The organism is Coriobacteriia bacterium, assembly GCA_013336165.1.
Taxonomy (GTDB): Bacteria; Actinomycetota; Coriobacteriia; order Anaerosomatales; family JAAXUF01; genus JAAXUF01.
Window position 1 is genome coordinate 43,235 of sequence record JAAXUF010000002.1, and the last position, 18,734, is coordinate 61,968.

Below are 18,734 nucleotides of genomic sequence, written 5' to 3' on the forward strand. Positions count from 1 at the left end.
TGCACGGCATCCCCGACATCAAGCGGTTCACGATAGTGACCGGCCATTACGGGTGCGGGAAGACCAACCTGTCGATCAACCTTGCGCTCGATCTGGCGAAGGAGCACGGCGAGGTCACCCTCGTGGACCTCGACATCGTGAACCCGTACTTCCGCTCCTCGGACTACGCGCAGATGCTCGCCGAGCAAGGCGTGCGCGTGATCTCGCCGACGTTCGCGGGGACCACGCTTGAGACGCCATCGCTGTCGGCAGCGGTCTACTCGGCGTTCGAGAGTGCGGGGGCGGTGATCTTCGATGTCGGAGGCGACGACGCGGGAGCAACGACGCTGGGCCGCTTCTCGCGCGAGATCGCGGCAATCGACTTTTGTATGCTCTACGTGGTCAACCGCTACCGCAACCTCATCGCCACGCCCGCCGAGGCGGCCGATCTGCTGGCGGAGATCGAAGCCGCGTCGCACCTGCAGGCAACCGCGGTCGTCAACAACTCGCATCTGCGGGACGAGACCACTGCAGCGACGGTGCTCGACTCCATCGGGTATGCGCGCGAAACGGCCGGGCTTCTCGGCCTGCCGCTCGCTTTCACCACGGTACCGAAGCGGCTGGCCCACGAGTTCTCGGAAGTGCCGGGCGCCGCGACATATATAGAGAACGCGTATCCTGTTGGAGTTTACGTTCGCACCCCCTGGGAGAGCGATCCCGGGGTGGACGAGGAGGTCATGTAGAACGATGCCGAGAATCATCGTGGACGAGCGCTATTGCAAGGGATGCGGGCTGTGCGTGGACGTGTGTCCGCGCCACATCATCGCCCTGGATCCCGAGAAGATGACAGACAAGGGGTACCGCCCAGCCATGCTCACAGACGAGTCGCAATGCACCGGTTGCGCCACGTGCGCGCTGATGTGCCCCGACGTGGCGATCACGGTCGAAAGATAGGATGTGCCAAGTGTCCGATAAAGTACTCATGAAGGGTAACGAGGCGCTGGCCGAGTCCGCCATCCGTGCGGGCTGCCGCTTCTTCTTCGGCTACCCGATCACCCCGCAGACCGAGCTCGCCGCCTACATGGCCAAGCGCATGCCCAAGGAGAACGGCACCTATCTGCAGGCCGAGAGCGAGATCGCCGCGATCAACATGGTGTATGGCGCTTCGGCCGCCGGGGCACGCGCCATGACGTCGTCAAGCTCGCCGGGCATCTCGCTCAAAGCCGAGGGTATCTCGTACCTGGCCGGCGCCGACCTGCCCAGCGTCATCATCAACGTGCAGCGCGGCGGCCCGGGCCTGGGCGGCATCCAGCCGTCGCAGTCCGACTACTGGCAGGCCACACGCGCGACCGGCCACGGCGACTTCCATGTCATCGTGCTGGCGCCGTCGACGGTGCAGGAGATGGCCGACTACGTCTACGACGCCTTCGATCTGGCCGACAAGTACCGCACACCCGTCATGGTGCTCGCCGACGGCATGCTCGGCCAGATGATGGAGCCGCTGGTCCTGCCCGAGCGCAAGACCTCGCTTCCCGAGAAGCCTTGGGCCGCAACCGGCCACCGCCACCAACGCGCCCACAACGTCGTGAACTCGCTCCACCTGCAGCCGGAGGACCTCGAGGTCACCAACATCGAGCGCTTCGAGCGCTACGAGGTCATCAAGGCGACCGAGCAGCGCGCCGAGACCTACCTGACCGAGGACGCCGACATCGTGCTGGTCGCCTTCGGCGCCTGCGCGCGCATCGCCCGCAGCGCCGTGAGCAAGGCGCGCGCGGAAGGGATCAAGGCCGGCCTCATCCGCCCGATCACGCTGTGGCCGTTCCCGGTCGACACAATTGAGCGTTGCGTGGACACCGCTAGAGCGTTCCTCACTGTGGAGATGAACATGGGCCAGATGGTCGACGACGTGCGCCTCGCCGTGAACGGGCGCAAGCCGGTCGAGTTCTTCGGGCGCGCCGGCGGCATCATTCCCACGCCGCTTGAAACGCTCGCTCGCGTCGAAGCTCTCGCCGAGAAGGTCGGCGCGGCCGCTCCAGAGAATGTGGGAGGTGCCAACTGATGGAGACCATCTTCGAGCGCCCTCATGCGCTTTCCGACCCGCAGTTCTCATACTGTCCCGGTTGCACGCACGGCATCATACACAGACTCGTTGCCGAGACACTCGACGAACTGGGCATTGAGGGAACCACTGTGGGTATCGCCCCGGTAGGCTGCTCAGTGCTTGCCTACGATTTCTTCGCCTGCGACATGGTCCAAGCTGCGCACGGGCGCGCGCCTGCGGTCGCCACCGGGCTCAAGCGCGTGATGCCGGACAACGTCGTTTTCGCATACCAGGGAGACGGCGACCTCGCCTCGATCGGCATGGCCGAGACCGTGCACGCCGCCACGCGCGGCGAGAAGATCACCGTCATCTTCGTCAACAACGCCATCTACGGCATGACCGGAGGCCAGATGGCCCCCACATCGCTGCCAAACCAGGTGACTCAGACGAGCCCCTACGGCCGCGACGTGAACACCGCGGGCTTCCCGATCCGCGTGTGCGAGCTGCTCTCAACCCTGGACGGCGTAGCGCTCGCGCAGCGAGTGAGCGTGGACTCGCCCAAAAACGTACGTGCCGCCAAGAAGGCCATCAAGAAGGCGTTCGAGTACCAGATCGAGGGCGTGGGCTACACCATCATCGAGGTGGTTTCCACGTGCCCCACAAACTGGGGGCTCTCCCCCACCGACGCCCTGCAGTGGCTGCGGGACAACATGCTTCCGTACTACCCGCTGGGCGTCTACAAGGACGTGAAGGCCGAAGGCTTCGCGAATATCGCCGAAGCCGCATCCGCGAAGGCCGCCTGCCTCGCCGAGGGAGGCGCGCGCTGATGGGTAAGCCTCTCAACCTGCTGCTTGCCGGCTTTGGCGGCCAGGGCGTGCTGTTCACCGGCAAGCTCATCGCGTACGCCGGGCTCATCGAGGGTCGCGAGCTCTCGTGGTTGCCGTCGTACGGCCCCGAGATGCGCGGCGGCACCGCCAACTGCAGCGTATGTCTCTCCGACGAACCCATCGGCTCGCCGCTCGTGCTCGAACCGGACGTGCTCATCGCGATGAACCAGCCGTCACTCGACAAGTTCTTCGCCGACGTCGTGCCCGGCGGCCTCGTAATCGTCGACAGCACGATGATCGCCACCGTCCCCGAGCGCGACGATGTGACGGTCATCCGAGTCCCCGCCACGCAGCTTGCCGAGGACTCGGGACTCAAGGGCCTTGCAAACGTCATCCTCGCCGGCAGGCTGTTCAATGAGATCGGCTTCTGCGGTCGCGACACGCTCGATGGCGCCCTGGTCAAGTGCATTCCCGCACGAAAAGCCGAGATGCTCGAGTTAAACCGCAAGGCACTTGAGATTGGCATGAAGAGCTAGGGCGATAACGGAAGGGGCCTGCCACATGACCACCGAGTTCACGGAGATTGGCCTGCGCATCAAGGGCCTGCGTGAGGCGTGCGACATCACCCGCGAGGAGCTCGCCGGAGAGCTGGGCGTCTCGGCCGAGACCTACGCCTCCTATGAGGAGACCGGCGCCGACGTGCCTATCTCGGCGATCTACCACATTGCGAACAGGTTCGGGGTGGACCTGACCGAGATTCTCACCGGCACCCGCGCCAAGCTCGACACCTACCAGGTGGTCGAGGCCGGCGGCGGGCGCACCGTCGACCGCTACCCCGGCTACCACTACGAGGACCTCGCCTGGCGGTTCAACCACAAGATCATGCAGCCGCTGTTGGTCACCCTCGACCCGACCGACGAGCCCGCCGAGCCGGTCACGCACAGCGGCCAAGAGTTCAATCTCGTGCTCGCGGGATCGATCGTATTGACCTTCGATGACAAGGAACTGGTGCTCAACGCCGGCGACAGTATCTACTTCAACCCGACCCACCCGCACGGCCAGAAGTGCAACGGCAACGTGCCCGCCATGTTTGTCACGATCATCGCCGAGTAGCCGCACCACCCGTCAGCAACCGCCCCTAACAGGAGACGCCCGGGACCATGGATCACATACTCAGGAAGTACTGCCCCCGCATCGAGTTCGACTCCTACGAGGACTTCGCCGAGAACTTCCGGATTGTCCCGCCCGAGAACTTCAACTTCGCCTACGACGTGGTGGACGAGTGGGCTCGCGTCGAGCCGACGAAGCGCGCCCTCCTGTGGTGCGACGACGACGGCAACGAGGAGACGTTCACCTTCAACGACCTGATGCGCCTCTCCAACCAGGCCGCCAATGCGTTTGCGGGGCTCGGCGTCAAGAAGGGCTCCGTCGTCATGGTGATCTGTCGCCGCCGCTGGGAGTATTGGGTGGTTGCGACGGCGCTGTGCAAGATCGGCGCGATCCTCATCCCGGCGTCACTCCAGCTCACGAAGAAGGACATCGTCTACCGCGCCGCGAGTGCAGGCGTCGAGATGATGGTCTGCGTGGCCGATGAATACGTGCTCGCCCAGGTCGAGGCTGCGATGCCCGATGCACCGACGATCAAAAATCTGGTCATCGTCGCAGGGCAGCGCGAAGGCTGGCACGGCTTCAACTGGCTCCTATCGACGTCCGACGATGAGTGGATCCGCCCCACGGGCGACGAGGCCACCCGCAACGAAGACACGATGCTCATCTACTTCACCTCCGGAACCACCGGCCTGGCAAAGATGGTGTGCCATAACTTCACCCATCCTCTCGGCCACATCATCACCGCGAGGTACTGGCAACAGGTCAAGGAGAACGCACTGCACCTGAGCGTATCGGACTCCGGATGGGCGAAGTTCGGCTGGGGCAAGATCTACGGGCAGTGGATCTGCGGCGCGACCATCTTCGGCTACGACATGAAGAAGTTCGTGCCTACGACGCTCATGCAGAAGGTGCAAGACTACAAGCTCACGACGTTTTGTGCGCCCCCGACCATGTACCGCTTCATGCTGCAGGAGGATGTCTCGGCGTTCGACATGTCCTCTGTCGAGAACTGGACCACCGCCGGCGAGCCGCTCAACCCCGAGGTCACCAAGCAGTGGCTCGAACTGACCGGCAAGAGGATCCGCGAGGGCTTTGGCCAGACCGAGTCGGTCGTGCTGGTCGCTACATTCCCTTGGGTCGAACCCAAACCGGGCTCTATGGGTAAGCCGTCGCCGCTGTACAACATGAAGCTCATCGACGAGGACGGCCGCGTCTGCGAGGACGGCGAAGAGGGCGAGATCTGCGTCACCGGCCTCAAGGATGCGTATCCGCCAGGACTCTTCAGGGGCTACTACCGCGATGCCGAGATGACCGAGAAGGCCGTGGGCGGCAACTACTACAACACCAAAGACGTCGCCTGGCGCGACTCTGACGGCTACCACTTCTTCGTGGGCCGCAACGACGACGTGATCAAGTGCTCCGGCTACCGCATCGGCCCATTCGAGGTGGAGAGCGCGCTCATTGAGCACCCGGCGGTCGTCGAATGCGCAGTCACCGCAGCGCCTGATCCTGTGCGCGGCCTGGTGGTCAAAGCGACCGTGGTCCTTGCAAAAGGCTGGGAGCCCAGCGACGCACTCGTCAAGGAGCTGCAGAACCATGTGAAGACAACGACGGCGCCGTACAAGTACCCGCGCATCGTGGAGTTCGTGGACGAGCTGCCCAAGACCCTCGGCGGCAAGATCATGCGCGCGCAGATCAGGCAGGAGAGTGGGGTAAAGGAGTAATACGCCGATCCGGCCGGCTAGCCGGTTGCGGCGGCGCACAAACAACCTCGCGAAGGTGGTGGTCTGTCTTGAACCTGAGACGCTTTGCGACAGCAGGAGGCGGCTTCCCCTTCGCGACGCTCCTAGTCGCGCTGACGACGCTTGCGCTGCTGCCGTTTCGGCCACTGCTGACATCGTCGACCGTTATGCTGCTCTATGTCCCGGTGATCATCACGATCGCACGCCTGACAGGCGTGAAGAGCTCGACCTTCTCGGCTGTGTTTGCCTTCCTCCTGCTCGATCTGGTGTTCGTCCCTCCCTACTACCGGCTCACAGTCGCGTCGCTCGCCGAGTGGCTCGGACTCATCGTGTTCTTCTTCGTCGCGCTCATCTCCGGGCAGCAGACCGCGCAGCTTCGCAAGCGTGAACAGCTCGCCGTTCGCCGACAGGAAGAGCTCGCCCTTCTCAACAGCCTCGCGTTCAGGATCGCCTCCGAGAAGGGCGTGGGCGACATCGCCGAATTCATCGTCACTCAAGTTACCGACGTTCTTAAGGCCCGGCGGACCGCCCTATATGTGGAACAGCCCGAAGACCGCTCGCCGCAGTGCCTTGCGCAAGCGGGAGCGTCTGACGAGTCCGAGGGCGAGCGAGAGCTGGTGAGCTGGGTGATGCGCACCAGCAAGGCCATCGGCATGCCGTCCTCTCACAGCGTGCCCTACGATCTGCGTCTCGTATCGGTTGGCGCCGCCGAGGCTGTTCCCGGAGTCACTGCCAGAGGCATCTTCCTTCCTTTGCAGACCTCCGCTAGTCTCGAAGGCGTGCTGTTCGTCGAACCCGCTACCCATGGGGAGCCTCTTCCTTCCGACGACGCACGACTTCTCGCAGCCGTCGCCAATCTTGCCGCCACCTCACTGGAGCGCCAGCGTCTTGAGGCAGAAGCGTCGCACGCCGAGGCTTTGCAAGAGGCCGACCGCCTCAAGTCAACGCTCGTCAGCTCTGTCTCTCACGAGCTCAAGACGCCGCTGGCCGCCGCGACCGCGCGCATCACGGGCCTCATCGATGAAGAAGGTTCGTGCGACTCCGCACGCATGCACGAGGAGCTCACTGCAGTGGCCGAAGACCTCGGGCGCCTCAACGACTCAATCGGCGACCTGCTCGACCTGTCGCGCCTGGAGTCCGACGCTTGGCAGCCGCGCTTTGAAGAGTACGACGTGCACGATATCCTCGGCACGGTGCTCTCGCGTCTGACGACCGCTCAGCGCGATCGGATGCGTTTCGATCTGCCGGATGATGTGCCCACGATCCACGCAGACTTCTCTCAACTTGCACGCGCTCTTTCAAACGTGGTCGAAAACGCACTGGAATACTCGCCCCAGGGCAGTCCCGTCAGCGTTCATTCCCGCCTTGTTGGTGACTGCGTGGAGATCGTCGTCGACGATCTCGGCCCCGGAGTGTCCGATGCCGAGAAGACCCGCGTCTTCGAGAAGTTCTATCGCGGCAAGGCCTCGGCGAGCACCCCGTCGGGCACCGGCCTCGGGCTGGCGATCGCATCCGAAATCGTCCGCACACACGGCGGATCGCTTACGATTGAAGATGCGCCCCGCGTTGGCGCCCGATTTATCCTGTCGATACCGCGCGGCGAGATGGAGACCGAGTGACCCTCGAAGGCGCACCGCAGCGCTCACAGCGCGTCCTCGTCATCGATGACGAGGTGCAGATCCGTCGCGCCCTCAAGTCCGTTCTGCAGGTGCGCAACTACGAGGTCGATCTCGCCGAGACCGCCGAGGAAGGTCTGGAGCTCACAGCCACGCGCACACCGGACATCATCATCCTGGATCTGACGCTGCCGGGGATGAGCGGCCTTGAGGCGTGCCGCCGACTGCGCGAGTGGTACCGCGGCCCGATCCTGATCCTGTCTGTTCGCAACGGCGATGACGACAAGATCGCCGCGCTGGACCTTGGCGCCGACGACTACCTCACCAAGCCGTTCTCAACCGGCGAGTTGCTCGCACGTGTCAGAGCACTTCTGCGTCGTGTTCAGGGGCAGGACGCTTCAACCACTGAGATACGATCCGGCGATCTTGTAATCGATCTTGCCAAGCGTACCGTGAGTGTCAGAAACGAGCCCATTCACCTCACGCGAATTGAGTTCGACATTCTTGCCCTTCTCGCCCGCAACGCGGGACGTGTTGTCACTTCGCACATGCTGCTCGGCACCGTATGGGGACCCGAGTATGTGGGCGACACACAGACCCTACGCGTTCATGTATCGCACCTGCGACGCAAGATCGAGGCTCCTGGCGACGTCTCACGCCATATCCTCACCGAGCCCGGAGTGGGTTTCCGCTTCACTGAGCCCGAGTAGTCCGCCGCCATCACCATCGCGCCGCTCTGCGAATCTTCGCGGAAACTTCACAGGGCACCTCGCCCCCTTCACGCATCCTGAACACGCCCCTGCCCATACTGGAACGTGCAGTTGGGCCGTCTCGATTGCCGAGACGGCAGACGGGTCGCCGACTCGCCTCTGACGACCAGGAAGGACGGGCACAGTGAACATTGTCACCGATGTGCTGGTGGTGCTTGGCGTAGTTGCGGCCGTCGGCGTTGGAGTGCTGTACGTATACCTCGCCGATCGGATGGTGTCGCACAGATGAACCCCGGAGACGTCATCGTGGGTGTCATTGCCGTGGGCGTCTTGCTCTACCTGCTGTGGGCCCTCATCAATCCGGAACGTCTGTAAAGAGGTTGCTCATGCCCCTCATCGATCTGGTGCAGTTGGCGCTCTTCTTGGTGCTCCTCGTGGCATCGGCGAAACCCGTTGGCACCTTCCTGTGGCACGTGTTCTCAGGACAACGCACCTTCCTTCATCCCGTCTTCGCGCCAGTGGAACGCAGGATCTACCGTCTTGTCGGCCTAGATCCTGATGGCGAGATGACATGGGTCTCATACGCAGTGTCACTCTTGGCGTTCTCGGGAGTATGTATTCTGCTGCTGTTCCTGCTCCTGAGGCTGCAGGGGATACTACCGCTCAACCCGGCTCACGTTGGCAGCATGCCCACCCTGCTCGCCCTCAATACGGCCGTCTCGTTCGTGACGAACACGAACTGGCAGGCGTATTCCGGAGAGAGCGGCGTTAGCTACCTGACCCAGATGGCCGGGCTGGCATGGCAGAACTTCATCTCGGCGGGCGTTGGTATCGCTATCGCTGTGGCGTTCGTGCGCGGGCTCACTCGAACCGGTCACAAGGAGATCGGGAACTTCTGGGTGGATCTCACAAGGGCGTGCGTCTACGTCCTGCTGCCCATCTCACTTGTTCTCGCCGTCGTATTCGTCTCGCAAGGTGTGATCGACAACTTCAACGCCCCCACGACAGTCAAGACGGTCGAGGGCGCGATCCAGACAATCGCACAAGGACCGGTGGCCTCGCAGGAAGCGATCAAGGAACTGGGCACGAACGGCGGCGGCTTCTTCAACGCGAACTCGGCGCATCCGTTTGAGAATCCCTCGCCGCTCACGAACTTCCTGCAGATCTTCGCGATTCTGGTCATCCCCGCAGGATTGACCTATATGGTCGGCAAGTTCGCGGGGGACACCCGACAGGGGTGGGCTCTCCTGGCAGCGATGACGCTGCTGTTTGTCATCGGCTTGTCGGTCGTTTACGGATCCGAGCGCGCCGGCAATCCTATCCTCACCGACGCCGGGGTCAACCAGGCGCAGACAAGCGGCAGTTCCGGCGGCAACATGGAAGGCAAAGAGGTACGTTTCGGCATTGCGCAAACGTCCCTATTTGTGAATGCGACCACATCTGCGTCGTGTGGGGCCGTGGACGGAAGCCATGACAGCCTGACACCGCTGGCGGGCGGGATGGCGATGCTCAACATCGCGCTCGGCGAGGTTGTTTTTGGCGGTGTTGGCTCGGGACTGTACGGCATGTTGATCTTCGTCATTCTGACGGTGTTCATAGCCGGTTTGATGGTCGGGCGCACACCCGAATATCTCGGCAAAAAGATCGGCCCGACCGAGATGAAGCTCGCAATGCTCGCCGTGCTTGCGCTTGAGGCGTCGATCCTCATCATCGCGGGCATCGCGGTGGTCTACCCGCCGGCGGCCTCCGCCGTGCTCAACCAAGGCCCGCATGGACTCTCGGAGATACTCTATGCGGCCACTTCGGCGGTAGGCAACAACGGTTCGGCGATGGCGGGAATCACCGCGTCCGGCGCGTTCTACACAATCGCACTGAGCATCGGTATGTTCATCGGACGGTTCTTCTTCATCATCCCGGTCTTAGGTATCGCCGGCTCCATGGCGAAGAAGAAAGTCTCGCCACCATCCTCCGGCACGTTTCCCACGAACACCGCGCTGTTTGTCGGCCTGTTGGTGGCTGTGATCGTGATCGTCGGAGCGCTGACGTTCTTCCCCGTCTACGCTTTGGGTCCCCTTCTCGAGCAACTGCTCATGTACGCCGGCCAACTCTTCTAGGAGCATCGATGTCTGAAGCCAATCTCACCGATGCCGTCAACGTTCCGAAACCAAAGTCGCGACGGCGCGCCACTTCGGACTCTCGACTGATACTTCGCGCCTGTGTCGACGCGTTGGTCAAGCTGGACCCACGCACCCTGTACCGCAACCCCGTCATGTTCGTCGTGGAAATCGGCAGCGTCATCACGACGTCGTACGCGATCTCCTCGGCAGCAAGCGGAGCAAGCGAGTTCGGCTTCTTCACGGCCCTCGCGTTGTGGCTCTGGTTCACCGTCGTCTTCGCGAACTTCGCCGAGGCAATGGCCGAGGGCCGCGGCAAGGCACAGGCTGCCGCCTTGCGCACCATGAAGACCGACACAACTGCCCACCGCCAAACGCAGGATGGCTCGGTCGAGGTCATCCCCGCCTCCGAGCTTCGCCGAGGCGACACCGTTGTCGTGGTTGCCAACGAGATCATCCCCGGCGACGGCGACGTCATCGAAGGAATCGCTTCGGTGGATGAGTCGGCTATCACGGGCGAGTCGGCGCCGGTCATCCGCGAAAGCGGGGGCGATCGCAGCGCCGTGACCGGCGGAACCAAGGTGCTTTCCGACCGCATTGTGGTGCGTATCACATCAGATCCCGGCCAGACGTTCTTGGATCGCATGATCGGGTTGGTCGAGGGAGCCAGCCGCCAGAAGACACCCAACGAGATCGCGCTCGACATCCTGCTCATCGTGCTGACGATCATCTTCGTGTTGGTCGTAATGACGCTCAAGACCTTCGCGGTCTACTCCGGAGGAAACGTCTCAGTCAGTGTGCTCATCGCGCTGCTGGTCTGCCTCATCCCGACAACCATCGGCGGGCTGCTCTCGGCGATCGGCATTGCAGGCATGGACCGGCTCGTGCAGCGCAATGTGCTCGCAATGAGCGGACGGGCCGTCGAAGCCGCAGGCGACGTGGACACACTGCTGCTCGACAAAACCGGCACCATCACCTTTGGGAACCGTCAAGCCGCCGAGTTCCTCCCGGTTACCGGTGTTTCCGAAGAGGATCTTGCCGATGCCGCCCAACTCGCCTCGCTGTCCGACGAGACTCCGGAGGGCCGCTCGATTGTCGTACTCGCGAAGCGATTCGGCATCCGCGAGCGCCACCTCGACGAGGCGACCACCGAGTTCATTCCGTTCACCGCGCAGACACGCATGAGCGGCATCGACATCGGCCCGGAGCGGATTCGCAAAGGCGCGAGCGACGCGGTCGCAGCTTGGGTGGAATCGCTCGGCGGCACCCTTCCCACAGACCTCGATGCTCTGGTTCGCAGCGTCTCGCAAGCCGGCGGCACGCCGCTGGTCGTATCGCGCGGCCCGAAAGTGCTCGGCGTCATCCACCTCAAGGACATCGTGAAGGGCGGTATCCGCGAGCGCTTCGAACAACTGCGCTCGATGGGCATCCGCACCGTCATGATCACGGGCGATAACCCGATCACCGCGGCGGTCATCGCCAAAGAAGCCGGCGTCGATGACTTTCTCGCGCAAGCCACGCCCGAGACCAAGATGGAACTCATCCGCAAGGAGCAGTCGAGGGGCAAGCTCGTCGCCATGACAGGCGACGGCACCAACGACGCGCCGGCGCTTGCACAGGCCGACGTGGGCGTTGCGATGAACACAGGCACCAGCGCGGCCAAAGAAGCCGGCAACATGGTTGACCTAGATTCCGACCCCACCAAGCTCATCGAGATCGTCGCCATCGGCAAGCAACTGCTCATGACCCGGGGTGCGCTTACGACCTTCTCGATCGCCAACGATGTCGCCAAGTACTTCGCAATAATCCCGGCTATGTTCATGGTCACACACCCAGAGCTCGCTCGGCTCAACATCATGGGTCTCCATTCGCCGGAAAGCGCGATCTTGAGCGCCGTCATATTCAACGCGCTCATCATCGTGGCGCTGATTCCCCTTGCCCTGCGCGGAGTGAAGTACCGGCCGGTGGGCGCCGACGCTCTGCTGCGCCAGAACCTGCTCATCTACGGCTTGGGCGGCGTCATCCTTCCGTTCGTCGGCATCAAAGCGATAGACGCCCTACTCGTCGCATTGCACCTTGGATAGGAGAAGGGTATGAGGCGCACACTTCTGGTTTCGCTGCGAATGGCGGTCGTCACGATCGTGCTGACCGGCATCATCTATCCTCTCGTGGTTTGGGGTATCGGCACCCTCGCATTTCCCGAGCAGGCGGCAGGAAGTCTGATCACTGACGCATCGGGCACGGTGATCGGATCGAAGCTGATCGGGCAATCCTTCTCTGCCGACAAGTACTTCCATCCACGGCCCTCGGCAGCCGGAGCTTCTGGCTACGACGCAATGTCTTCAGGCGCAAGCAACCTCGGGCCGACGAGCCAGACGCTGATCTCTGAGGTGGAGACGCGCGTCGCCGATGCAGTGAGTACCGACGGCGCAGCGAAAGGTGCCGTGCCGGTCGATATGGTGACCGCTTCTGGGAGCGGGTTGGACCCGGACATCTCGCCCGACAACGCGTACCTGCAAGTCGCGCGTGTCGCCAACGCGCGGGGCATGTCGGCTGAAGCCGTACGCCACCTTGTCGAGCAGCATGTGACCAAGCGACAGCTCGGTTTCCTCGGCGAGCCTCGGGTCAACGTGCTGGAGTTGAATCTTGCGCTGGACGCGCTATCGTCCAATTAGCAGACGAATCGAGGCGACGTGACCGATCCACTTGATGTCCCGAGTACGCGAGGACGCCACAAGATCTTCCTCGGCTACGCTGCGGGAGTGGGCAAGACGTACGCCATGCTCTCCGAGGCGCATCGGCGAACATCGCGCGGGGAAGACATAGTCGTCGGCTACGTCGAACCGCACCTGAGACCGGAGACCATGGCGCTGATCCAGGGCCTCGAGCAGATACCGGTCAAGCGTCTCGAATACCATGGATGCGAGTTCACCGAGCTCGACACCGACGCGGTCATCGCACGCAGGCCCCAGTGGGTGCTCGTGGACGAGCTCGCTCATACGAACGTTCCCGGCACGCGCCATGCGAAGCGTTGGCAATCGGTCGAGGAGATTCTTGACGCCGGGATCAACGCCATATCCACCGTCAACGTCCAGCATTTCGAAAGCCTCAATGACGTCGTTGACCAGATCACCGGTGTCTGCGTGCGAGAGACGCTGCCGGATCGGATTCTGGACGAAGCCGACGAGGTGGTCTTGGTCGACATAACACCCGACGCGCTCATCAACCGTCTCAAGCGGGGCGCAATCTACCAGCAGGAGAAGATCGACCAAGCACTCACGAACTTCTTTCGCCGAGGCAACCTTGTCGCCTTGCGCGAGCTTTCGTTGCGCAAGACTGCAGAGGAAGTTGACGATGATCTCGAAGAGTTCATCGCCTCTCACGACGTCGACAAGACGTGGGGGGCGGTTGATCGTGTTCTTGTCGCGGTGACACCGCGCAAGCAGAGCGGCAAGCTGGTCCGCCGGGGCTACCAGCTCGCGCACCGACTCGGCGGTGATCTGTGGGTCGTCCACGTGAAGCCGCCGGCGACCTTGCTCAGCTCAACCGAGCAACAGGCCATGGATGAGATTCGAGCGCTCTCGACCGAGCTTGGCGGAACCTTCATCGATATCGGTGCCGACGACACCGCCGGCGGCATCATCGACTTCGCGCGCTCACACCAGGCAACGTTCATCGTGCTGGGGCAATCCGCCCGCGGGCGGCTGGACGAGATCCTCCATGGCTCCGTCGTAAACCGCATCATGCGGGAAACCCGCAACATCGATGTGGTGATCGTCGCCGAGGGGCGCAGCGAACCGACGTAGCCCAAGAAGCCCAGCAGCCAGAAGCGCCGGGCTCTCCGCCCGCGTTGCCTACTTCACCGGCCACGCGGGCGTTTTGTCGTGCTTGCGGCTATCGCACCTGCCACGGCAATGCCCGCCGCAACGAAGAAGCCGGCCGATATGGCGTGAAAAGTCGCCGCATTGGGCCCCGGGCTGGTCCCATGTAACACGCTCGTGAATACCGCCCCTGAAAGCGCAACTCCGAGCACCATGCCCACATTCCGCGCCTCGGCGAGGATGCCCGATGCGATACCTCGGCGATTCGGCGGCGAGGCGCCCAGAAGCGCGCTCGTATTCGGCGCGATGAAGATGCCGATCCCGAACCCCACGAACGCCAGAACCAGTGCCAGAAGCGGTATCGGCGCCGTCGGGCTGAGCATGCCGAGCGAGACGAGGCTGAGAGCCAGCACCGTCATCCCCGCGACTGCGGGCGTCCGGGTTCCGATGCGATCCGACAGCGTACCCGAGAGCGGTGTCATGATCGCCATCACGAGCGGCATTACCATCAGCAATGCTCCCGCCTGAGAAAGAGACAGCGCACGTGCGTGCTCCAAGTAGGACGGCATGAGGAAGACAACCGTGTAGACGCAGATGTAGTTGAGCACCGCCGTGACCGACGATGCCGAGAAGGTCCGGTTGCGAAACAGCGACAGATCAACAAGAGGGCTGGTCCTGCGTCGCTCGAGCAAGATGAACGCTGCAAGCAGCCCCACAGACACCGCGAAAAGCAGAAGGATGCTCGGCGAGGTCCATCCCCACTGGGACCCCATGTTGAGCGCGAGGATGAGCGCAACCAGACCGACAAAGAATGTGGCCGCGCCCGGCGCATCGAAGCTCTCGCGATCGCCGGATCCCGAGTCTGCGGGAATGAAGCGCCACGCAAGGAGAAATGCCGTGATGCCCACGGGAACATTGATGTAGAAGATCGCCGGCCACCCGAATCGAGCGGTAATGAAGGCGCCGATCGGCGGTCCCACTGTAAGTCCCAGGTACGTGAACGTCCCCGACATCCCCAGCACCCTGCCGCGCATGCTCGGCGGGAAGCTCGACGTCAAGATAGCTGGCGCAGCCGCGAAGAGTACCGCAGCGCCGAGCCCCTGAAACCCGCGGAAGGCCACCAGCATGTACTCGTTGGGAGAAAGACCGCACAAGACTGAGCCGAGCACGAACAGAACGTAACCTGCCAGGTACATCTTCTTGTGGCCGCGCATGTCGCCGAGACGACCGAAAATGAGCAATGTGCCGCTGACCACGAGCAGGTAGATGATGACGACCCACTCGATGGACGCAACGCTGGCGTGAAACGCCTCTCCAATGACCGGCCAAACGACGTTGACCACGCTGCCGTCAAGTGCAGACATGAAGGTCCCGGCCGCGACCGAGACGAGGATCAACCATAACGCGGGCGCCACTTTGGCTTGGGGTGGGCAAGACTCGGTTTCAATCGGTGCTTGGTTCACGGGAATTCCTTCTCGGCAGGCGGTGTACAACCGCACCAGCCATGATACCAGCGATAGACGTGTTGTCGCAGTGCGAGGGTACGAGGTCCGAACCGTCTTGGCTGAAAGCCCCGTGGCCAAGACCGGTGGGGTATAAGTATGGCAGAGAATCCAGCCCCGCCATATCATCGTCTCACGACGTGTGCAACGGGTTTCCGACACGCAAGAGAGGATCGATACATGATGACGGATGGTCGCATGAAACATCTGGTCTGGCTGCCTGCCAAGACGCTCGAGTTCTTGGGCGACCCTCCCGAAGGTCTTGAGATTGCTCCCATTCCTGACGACATCGAGCACGCCGAGCGACTCGGCGATGTGGAGTTCCTCGTGATATCGTCGAGCCTGCCTTCCGGCAATCAGCCGAGAGGATCTCGCCCCAAGCCAGCGGGTCCCTTTGAAGACCTGTGGGACCGGATGCCATCGTTGCGATACGTGCAGACGTTGTCAGCCGGCGTGGATCAGATCGTCGGCAGCATTCCGCCCGGTGTGTCTCTTTGCTCTGCGCGCGGGGTCCACGATGGGTCCGTATCGGAGTGGGTACTCACCGCCATCTTGGCCGGGCTCAAGAATATCGTCCCGTTTCGCGACAACATGCGCGAGGGTCGTTGGGAGCCAATGACCCTGCCCGGACTCTCCGGGGCAAACATCGTGCTGCTGGGCTATGGGGACATCGGACATGCCGTGGAACGACGGCTCGAACCCTTCGGCCCCGGGTCGATCTGCCGCATCGCCCGCCGCCCGAAGGAAGGCATCCACACTGCTGATGTACTTCCGGAGGTCCTGCCACGTGCTGACGTGGTTGTCCTTCTGCTCCCCCTTACCGAGGAAACACAGGGCATCGTCGACTCGGAGTTTTTGGCGCAGATGAAGCCTGGCGCACTGCTGGTGAATGCCGCGAGAGGAAAGCTCGTGGACACGACTGCCTTGCTGGAGGCCCTGCGCGCCGGTCACATCCGTGCGGTCCTTGACGTTGTTGACCCCGAGCCGCTCCCCGCAGACCACCCGCTCTGGCAAGCACCTGGGCTGCTCATCACACCTCATATCGCGGGCTTGGGCGCGCACTTCATGCAGCGCGCGATGGTCTTGATTCGCGATCAGCTCGAACGCCTCGCGCACGACGAGCCCCTGCGCAACGTGGTGCGCGACGGATACTGAGGACGAGAAATCGCTCATGGCCAATCATTTGGCGAACGAGACAAGTCCGTATCTTCTCCAGCATGCGCACAATCCTGTGGACTGGTTTCCATGGGGAGATGAAGCGTTTGACAAGGCCCTCGCCGAAGACAAACCCGTGTTCCTCAGCGTGGGATACTCGGCATGCCATTGGTGCCACGTCATGGGACACGAGAGCTTCGAGGACGAGGCGACGGCGGCTCTCATGAACAAGTGCTTCATCTCAATCAAAGTCGATCGCGAGGAGCGGCCGGACATTGACTCGGTGTACATGAGCGCTGTCCAGGCGATGACAGGGAGCGGCGGCTGGCCGATGAGCGTCTTCCTTACGCCCCAGGCTATGCCTTTCTACGGCGGCACGTATTTCCCGGACAAGAGCCGGTACGGGATGCCATCGTTCTCGGAAGTCCTCACGCAGATCGCTTCCATCTGGACGAACCGTCGGGATGAAATACTCGAAGCAGGCGCAACGCTCAGAAGAACCCTGGAGAGAGATGCGGCGAGCAGTACCCATGCCTCATCCCTCGCTCTTGAGACCGGGGTGCTTGACGCTGCAACGCGAGGACTGCTCGGCTCCTTCGACCGCCGCAACGGCGGGTGGGGCGATGCGCCGAAGTTCCCGCAGCCGGCCGTCGTGGAGTTCGTCATTCGGCGCTACCTGGCGACCGGAGATGCGGCTGTGCTCGGCATGGCCACGACCACGCTGGACGCAATGATGCACGGCGGCATCTACGACCAGCTCGGCGGAGGGTTCCACAGGTATTCGACCGACGAGAAGTGGCTCATCCCCCACTTCGAGAAGATGCTGTATGACAACGCGCAGCTCGCGCGGCTCAACCTGCACGGATGGCAGGTGACCGGCAATGAGGCTTACCGGCGGGTGGCCTGCGAAACGCTCGACTATGTCGTGCGCGAGATGCTCGATCCGACGGGCGGGTTTTTCTCGGCGCAGGACGCTGACTCTGAGAATGAGGAGGGCCGGTTCTTCCTCTGGACTCCGGACCAGGTACGTGCCGCGCTGGCCGAGACGTCCCCCGGCTCGGACGAGGATGCCGAGCTGTTCATCGCGGCCTATGGCATCACCGCAAGCGGCAATTTCGAGGGGAAGAACATCCTTCACGTGAGTGCCTCCCCGCAGGAGGTGGCACAGGCTTTCGGACTTGAGGCCGAGGACGCGAATCGCCGCCTCGCGAACGCGCGGCGGACGCTTCTCGCCGCGCGTGAGTTGAGGGTTCGGCCGTTCCTCGACGGCAAGGTGCTCGCCAGTTGGAACGGACTGATGCTCGCGGCGTTCGCCGAGGCGGCCCGGGTGCTTGGCCGGAGCGACTACTTGGTGGTTGCCGAGAACAACGCCGAATTCCTGCTGGCCCAGATGCGACGCCCCGACGGCCGCATGCTCCGCACGTGGCAGGACGGAGGCGCGAAGCTCAACGGATACCTCGAAGACTACGCGTTCGTTGCCGACGGATTGCTCGGCCTCTATGAGACCACATTCGAGCCGCGTTGGTTTTTCGCTGCGCGAGAACTGTCGGACATGATCGTTGAGCACTTCAGCGATCCGGCCGGCGGTTTCTTCGACGCGAGTGACGATCACGAGGCGCTGATCATCCGCCCAAAGGGGCTTCAGGACGCGGCGATTCCCTCCGGCGGTGCCGTGGCGACAGAGATGCTGCTCCGCATGGCTCGCCTGACAGGCGAACAAAGCTACGCCGATCTCGGGGAGACCGCAGCCGCCCGAGTGCAGCAAACCGCCGCCCGATCTCCCCTCGGCTTCGCACAGTGGCTCGCCGCGCTCGATTTCGCGCTTGCGCCTCGGCAGGAGATCGCCATTGTCGGCGAAGACTGGGCTCCTCTCCTCAAAGTGGTCAGGGCGCGCTACCGTCCAAACCTCGTCATAGTCGCCGGGAATGGAGAGGACAGCCGAGGCATTGCCTTGTTTGAGGGCAGAAAAGCCCTCAGTGGGCGTGCGGCGGCGTACGTGTGCCGTCAGTTCGCATGTGAGCCGCCGGTCAACGAGCCCTGTGAACTGGAAGGCTTGCTCAACTCCTCCGTTTGACGAACACGCCGGGCTGTCTCACGATGCAGACGTAGGTTCGAGT

16 protein-coding genes and 1 pseudogene are annotated in these 18,734 nt (G+C 62.9%); 16 read left to right on the forward strand and 1 reads right to left on the reverse strand.

Translation table 11 applies throughout. The features are described from left to right. The first annotated feature begins 8 nt into the window (after positions 1 to 8). The 14 genes and pseudogenes from HGA39_01840 to HGA39_01905 all read left to right on the forward strand — a co-directional run bounded on the left by HGA39_01840 (position 9) and on the right by HGA39_01905 (position 13,945). Positions 9 to 722: a ParA family protein gene (locus HGA39_01840; protein ID NTW28092.1), complete on the forward strand. Its 714-nt coding sequence runs from the start codon at positions 9 to 11 to the stop codon at positions 720 to 722. A gap of 4 nt (positions 723 to 726) precedes the next feature. Beyond that, positions 727 to 933, forward strand: a complete 207-nt coding sequence (locus tag HGA39_01845) for a 4Fe-4S binding protein (protein ID NTW28093.1) — start codon at positions 727 to 729, stop codon at positions 931 to 933. A gap of 10 nt (positions 934 to 943) precedes the next feature. Then, a complete protein-coding gene (locus HGA39_01850) occupies positions 944 to 2,038 on the forward strand; it encodes a 3-methyl-2-oxobutanoate dehydrogenase subunit VorB (GenBank protein NTW28094.1) in 1,095 nt (364 codons plus the stop codon). Beyond that, positions 2,038 to 2,847, forward strand: a complete 810-nt coding sequence (locus HGA39_01855) for a 2-oxoglutarate oxidoreductase (protein ID NTW28095.1) — start codon at positions 2,038 to 2,040, stop codon at positions 2,845 to 2,847. The genes HGA39_01850 and HGA39_01855 overlap by 1 nt, the downstream gene beginning before the upstream one ends. Further along, the gene (locus HGA39_01860) at positions 2,847 to 3,383 is read left to right on the forward strand and encodes a 2-oxoacid:ferredoxin oxidoreductase subunit gamma (GenBank protein NTW28096.1); all 537 of its coding nucleotides are present in this window, start codon (positions 2,847 to 2,849) and stop codon (positions 3,381 to 3,383) included. Before HGA39_01855 ends, HGA39_01860 begins: the two co-directional genes overlap by 1 nt. Before the next feature lie 25 nt (positions 3,384 to 3,408). After that, entirely contained in the window at positions 3,409 to 3,960 is a 552-nt protein-coding gene (locus HGA39_01865; protein ID NTW28097.1) for an XRE family transcriptional regulator, read from the forward strand. 47 nt (positions 3,961 to 4,007) lie between these two features. Beyond that, positions 4,008 to 5,681, forward strand: coding sequence for an AMP-binding protein (locus tag HGA39_01870; GenBank protein NTW28098.1), 1,674 nt, complete (start codon positions 4,008 to 4,010; stop codon positions 5,679 to 5,681). 68 nt (positions 5,682 to 5,749) lie between these two features. Continuing rightward, on the forward strand, positions 5,750 to 7,318 hold the full coding sequence (locus HGA39_01875) for a DUF4118 domain-containing protein (GenBank protein NTW28099.1): 1,569 nt from the start codon (positions 5,750 to 5,752) through the stop codon (positions 7,316 to 7,318). After that, entirely contained in the window at positions 7,315 to 8,025 is a 711-nt protein-coding gene (locus tag HGA39_01880; protein NTW28100.1) for a response regulator transcription factor, read from the forward strand. Before HGA39_01875 ends, HGA39_01880 begins: the two co-directional genes overlap by 4 nt. Positions 8,026 to 8,310: 285 nt before the next feature. Continuing rightward, positions 8,311 to 8,400 (forward strand): potassium-transporting ATPase subunit F, encoded by a 90-nt coding sequence (locus HGA39_01885; GenBank protein ID NTW28101.1) that lies wholly within the window; start codon positions 8,311 to 8,313, stop codon positions 8,398 to 8,400. A gap of 11 nt (positions 8,401 to 8,411) precedes the next feature. Then, positions 8,412 to 10,139: a potassium-transporting ATPase subunit KdpA gene (kdpA, locus tag HGA39_01890; protein ID NTW28102.1), complete on the forward strand. Its 1,728-nt coding sequence runs from the start codon at positions 8,412 to 8,414 to the stop codon at positions 10,137 to 10,139. Positions 10,140 to 10,147: 8 nt separating this feature from the next. Continuing rightward, the gene (gene kdpB, locus HGA39_01895) at positions 10,148 to 12,223 is read left to right on the forward strand and encodes a potassium-transporting ATPase subunit KdpB (GenBank protein NTW28103.1); all 2,076 of its coding nucleotides are present in this window, start codon (positions 10,148 to 10,150) and stop codon (positions 12,221 to 12,223) included. A gap of 9 nt (positions 12,224 to 12,232) precedes the next feature. Next, positions 12,233 to 12,814 (forward strand): potassium-transporting ATPase subunit KdpC, encoded by a 582-nt coding sequence (gene kdpC, locus HGA39_01900; protein ID NTW28104.1) that lies wholly within the window; start codon positions 12,233 to 12,235, stop codon positions 12,812 to 12,814. Positions 12,815 to 12,862: 48 nt separating this feature from the next. Beyond that, a pseudogene (locus HGA39_01905) lies at positions 12,863 to 13,945 on the forward strand (universal stress protein). 53 nt (positions 13,946 to 13,998) lie between these two features. On the opposite strand, the gene HGA39_01910 reads toward HGA39_01905, so the two are convergent. Further along, the gene (locus HGA39_01910; protein ID NTW28105.1) at positions 13,999 to 15,423 is read right to left on the reverse strand and encodes an MFS transporter; all 1,425 of its coding nucleotides are present in this window, start codon (positions 15,421 to 15,423) and stop codon (positions 13,999 to 14,001) included. 237 nt (positions 15,424 to 15,660) lie between these two features. Between HGA39_01910 and HGA39_01915 the strand changes: the two genes are divergently transcribed. Together HGA39_01915 and HGA39_01920 are read left to right on the forward strand one after the other, a co-directional pair. Beyond that, entirely contained in the window at positions 15,661 to 16,617 is a 957-nt protein-coding gene (locus HGA39_01915) for a 2-hydroxyacid dehydrogenase (GenBank protein NTW28106.1), read from the forward strand. 16 nt (positions 16,618 to 16,633) lie between these two features. Then, complete coding sequence (locus HGA39_01920; GenBank protein ID NTW28107.1) at positions 16,634 to 18,691, forward strand: thioredoxin domain-containing protein; 2,058 nt, start codon at positions 16,634 to 16,636, stop codon at positions 18,689 to 18,691. Positions 18,692 to 18,734: the final 43 nt, after the last annotated feature.

Excerpts from the sequence above, each read along its gene's own strand:
- HGA39_01845 (NTW28093.1), top strand. The coding sequence starts at position 727 with ATGCCGAGAATCATCGTGGACGAGCGCTATTGCAAGGGATGCGGGCTG.
- HGA39_01855 (NTW28095.1), top strand. The coding sequence starts at position 2,038 with ATGGAGACCATCTTCGAGCGCCCTCATGCGCTTTCCGACCCGCAGTTC.
- HGA39_01860 (NTW28096.1), top strand. The coding sequence starts at position 2,847 with ATGGGTAAGCCTCTCAACCTGCTGCTTGCCGGCTTTGGCGGCCAGGGC.
- HGA39_01865 (NTW28097.1), top strand. The coding sequence starts at position 3,409 with ATGACCACCGAGTTCACGGAGATTGGCCTGCGCATCAAGGGCCTGCGT.
- HGA39_01870 (NTW28098.1), top strand. The coding sequence starts at position 4,008 with ATGGATCACATACTCAGGAAGTACTGCCCCCGCATCGAGTTCGACTCC.
- HGA39_01885 (NTW28101.1), top strand. The coding sequence starts at position 8,311 with ATGAACCCCGGAGACGTCATCGTGGGTGTCATTGCCGTGGGCGTCTTG.
- kdpA (NTW28102.1), top strand. The coding sequence starts at position 8,412 with ATGCCCCTCATCGATCTGGTGCAGTTGGCGCTCTTCTTGGTGCTCCTC.
- kdpB (NTW28103.1), top strand. The coding sequence starts at position 10,148 with ATGTCTGAAGCCAATCTCACCGATGCCGTCAACGTTCCGAAACCAAAG.
- kdpC (NTW28104.1), top strand. The coding sequence starts at position 12,233 with ATGAGGCGCACACTTCTGGTTTCGCTGCGAATGGCGGTCGTCACGATC.
- HGA39_01915 (NTW28106.1), top strand. The coding sequence starts at position 15,661 with ATGAAACATCTGGTCTGGCTGCCTGCCAAGACGCTCGAGTTCTTGGGC.
- HGA39_01920 (NTW28107.1), top strand. The coding sequence starts at position 16,634 with ATGGCCAATCATTTGGCGAACGAGACAAGTCCGTATCTTCTCCAGCAT.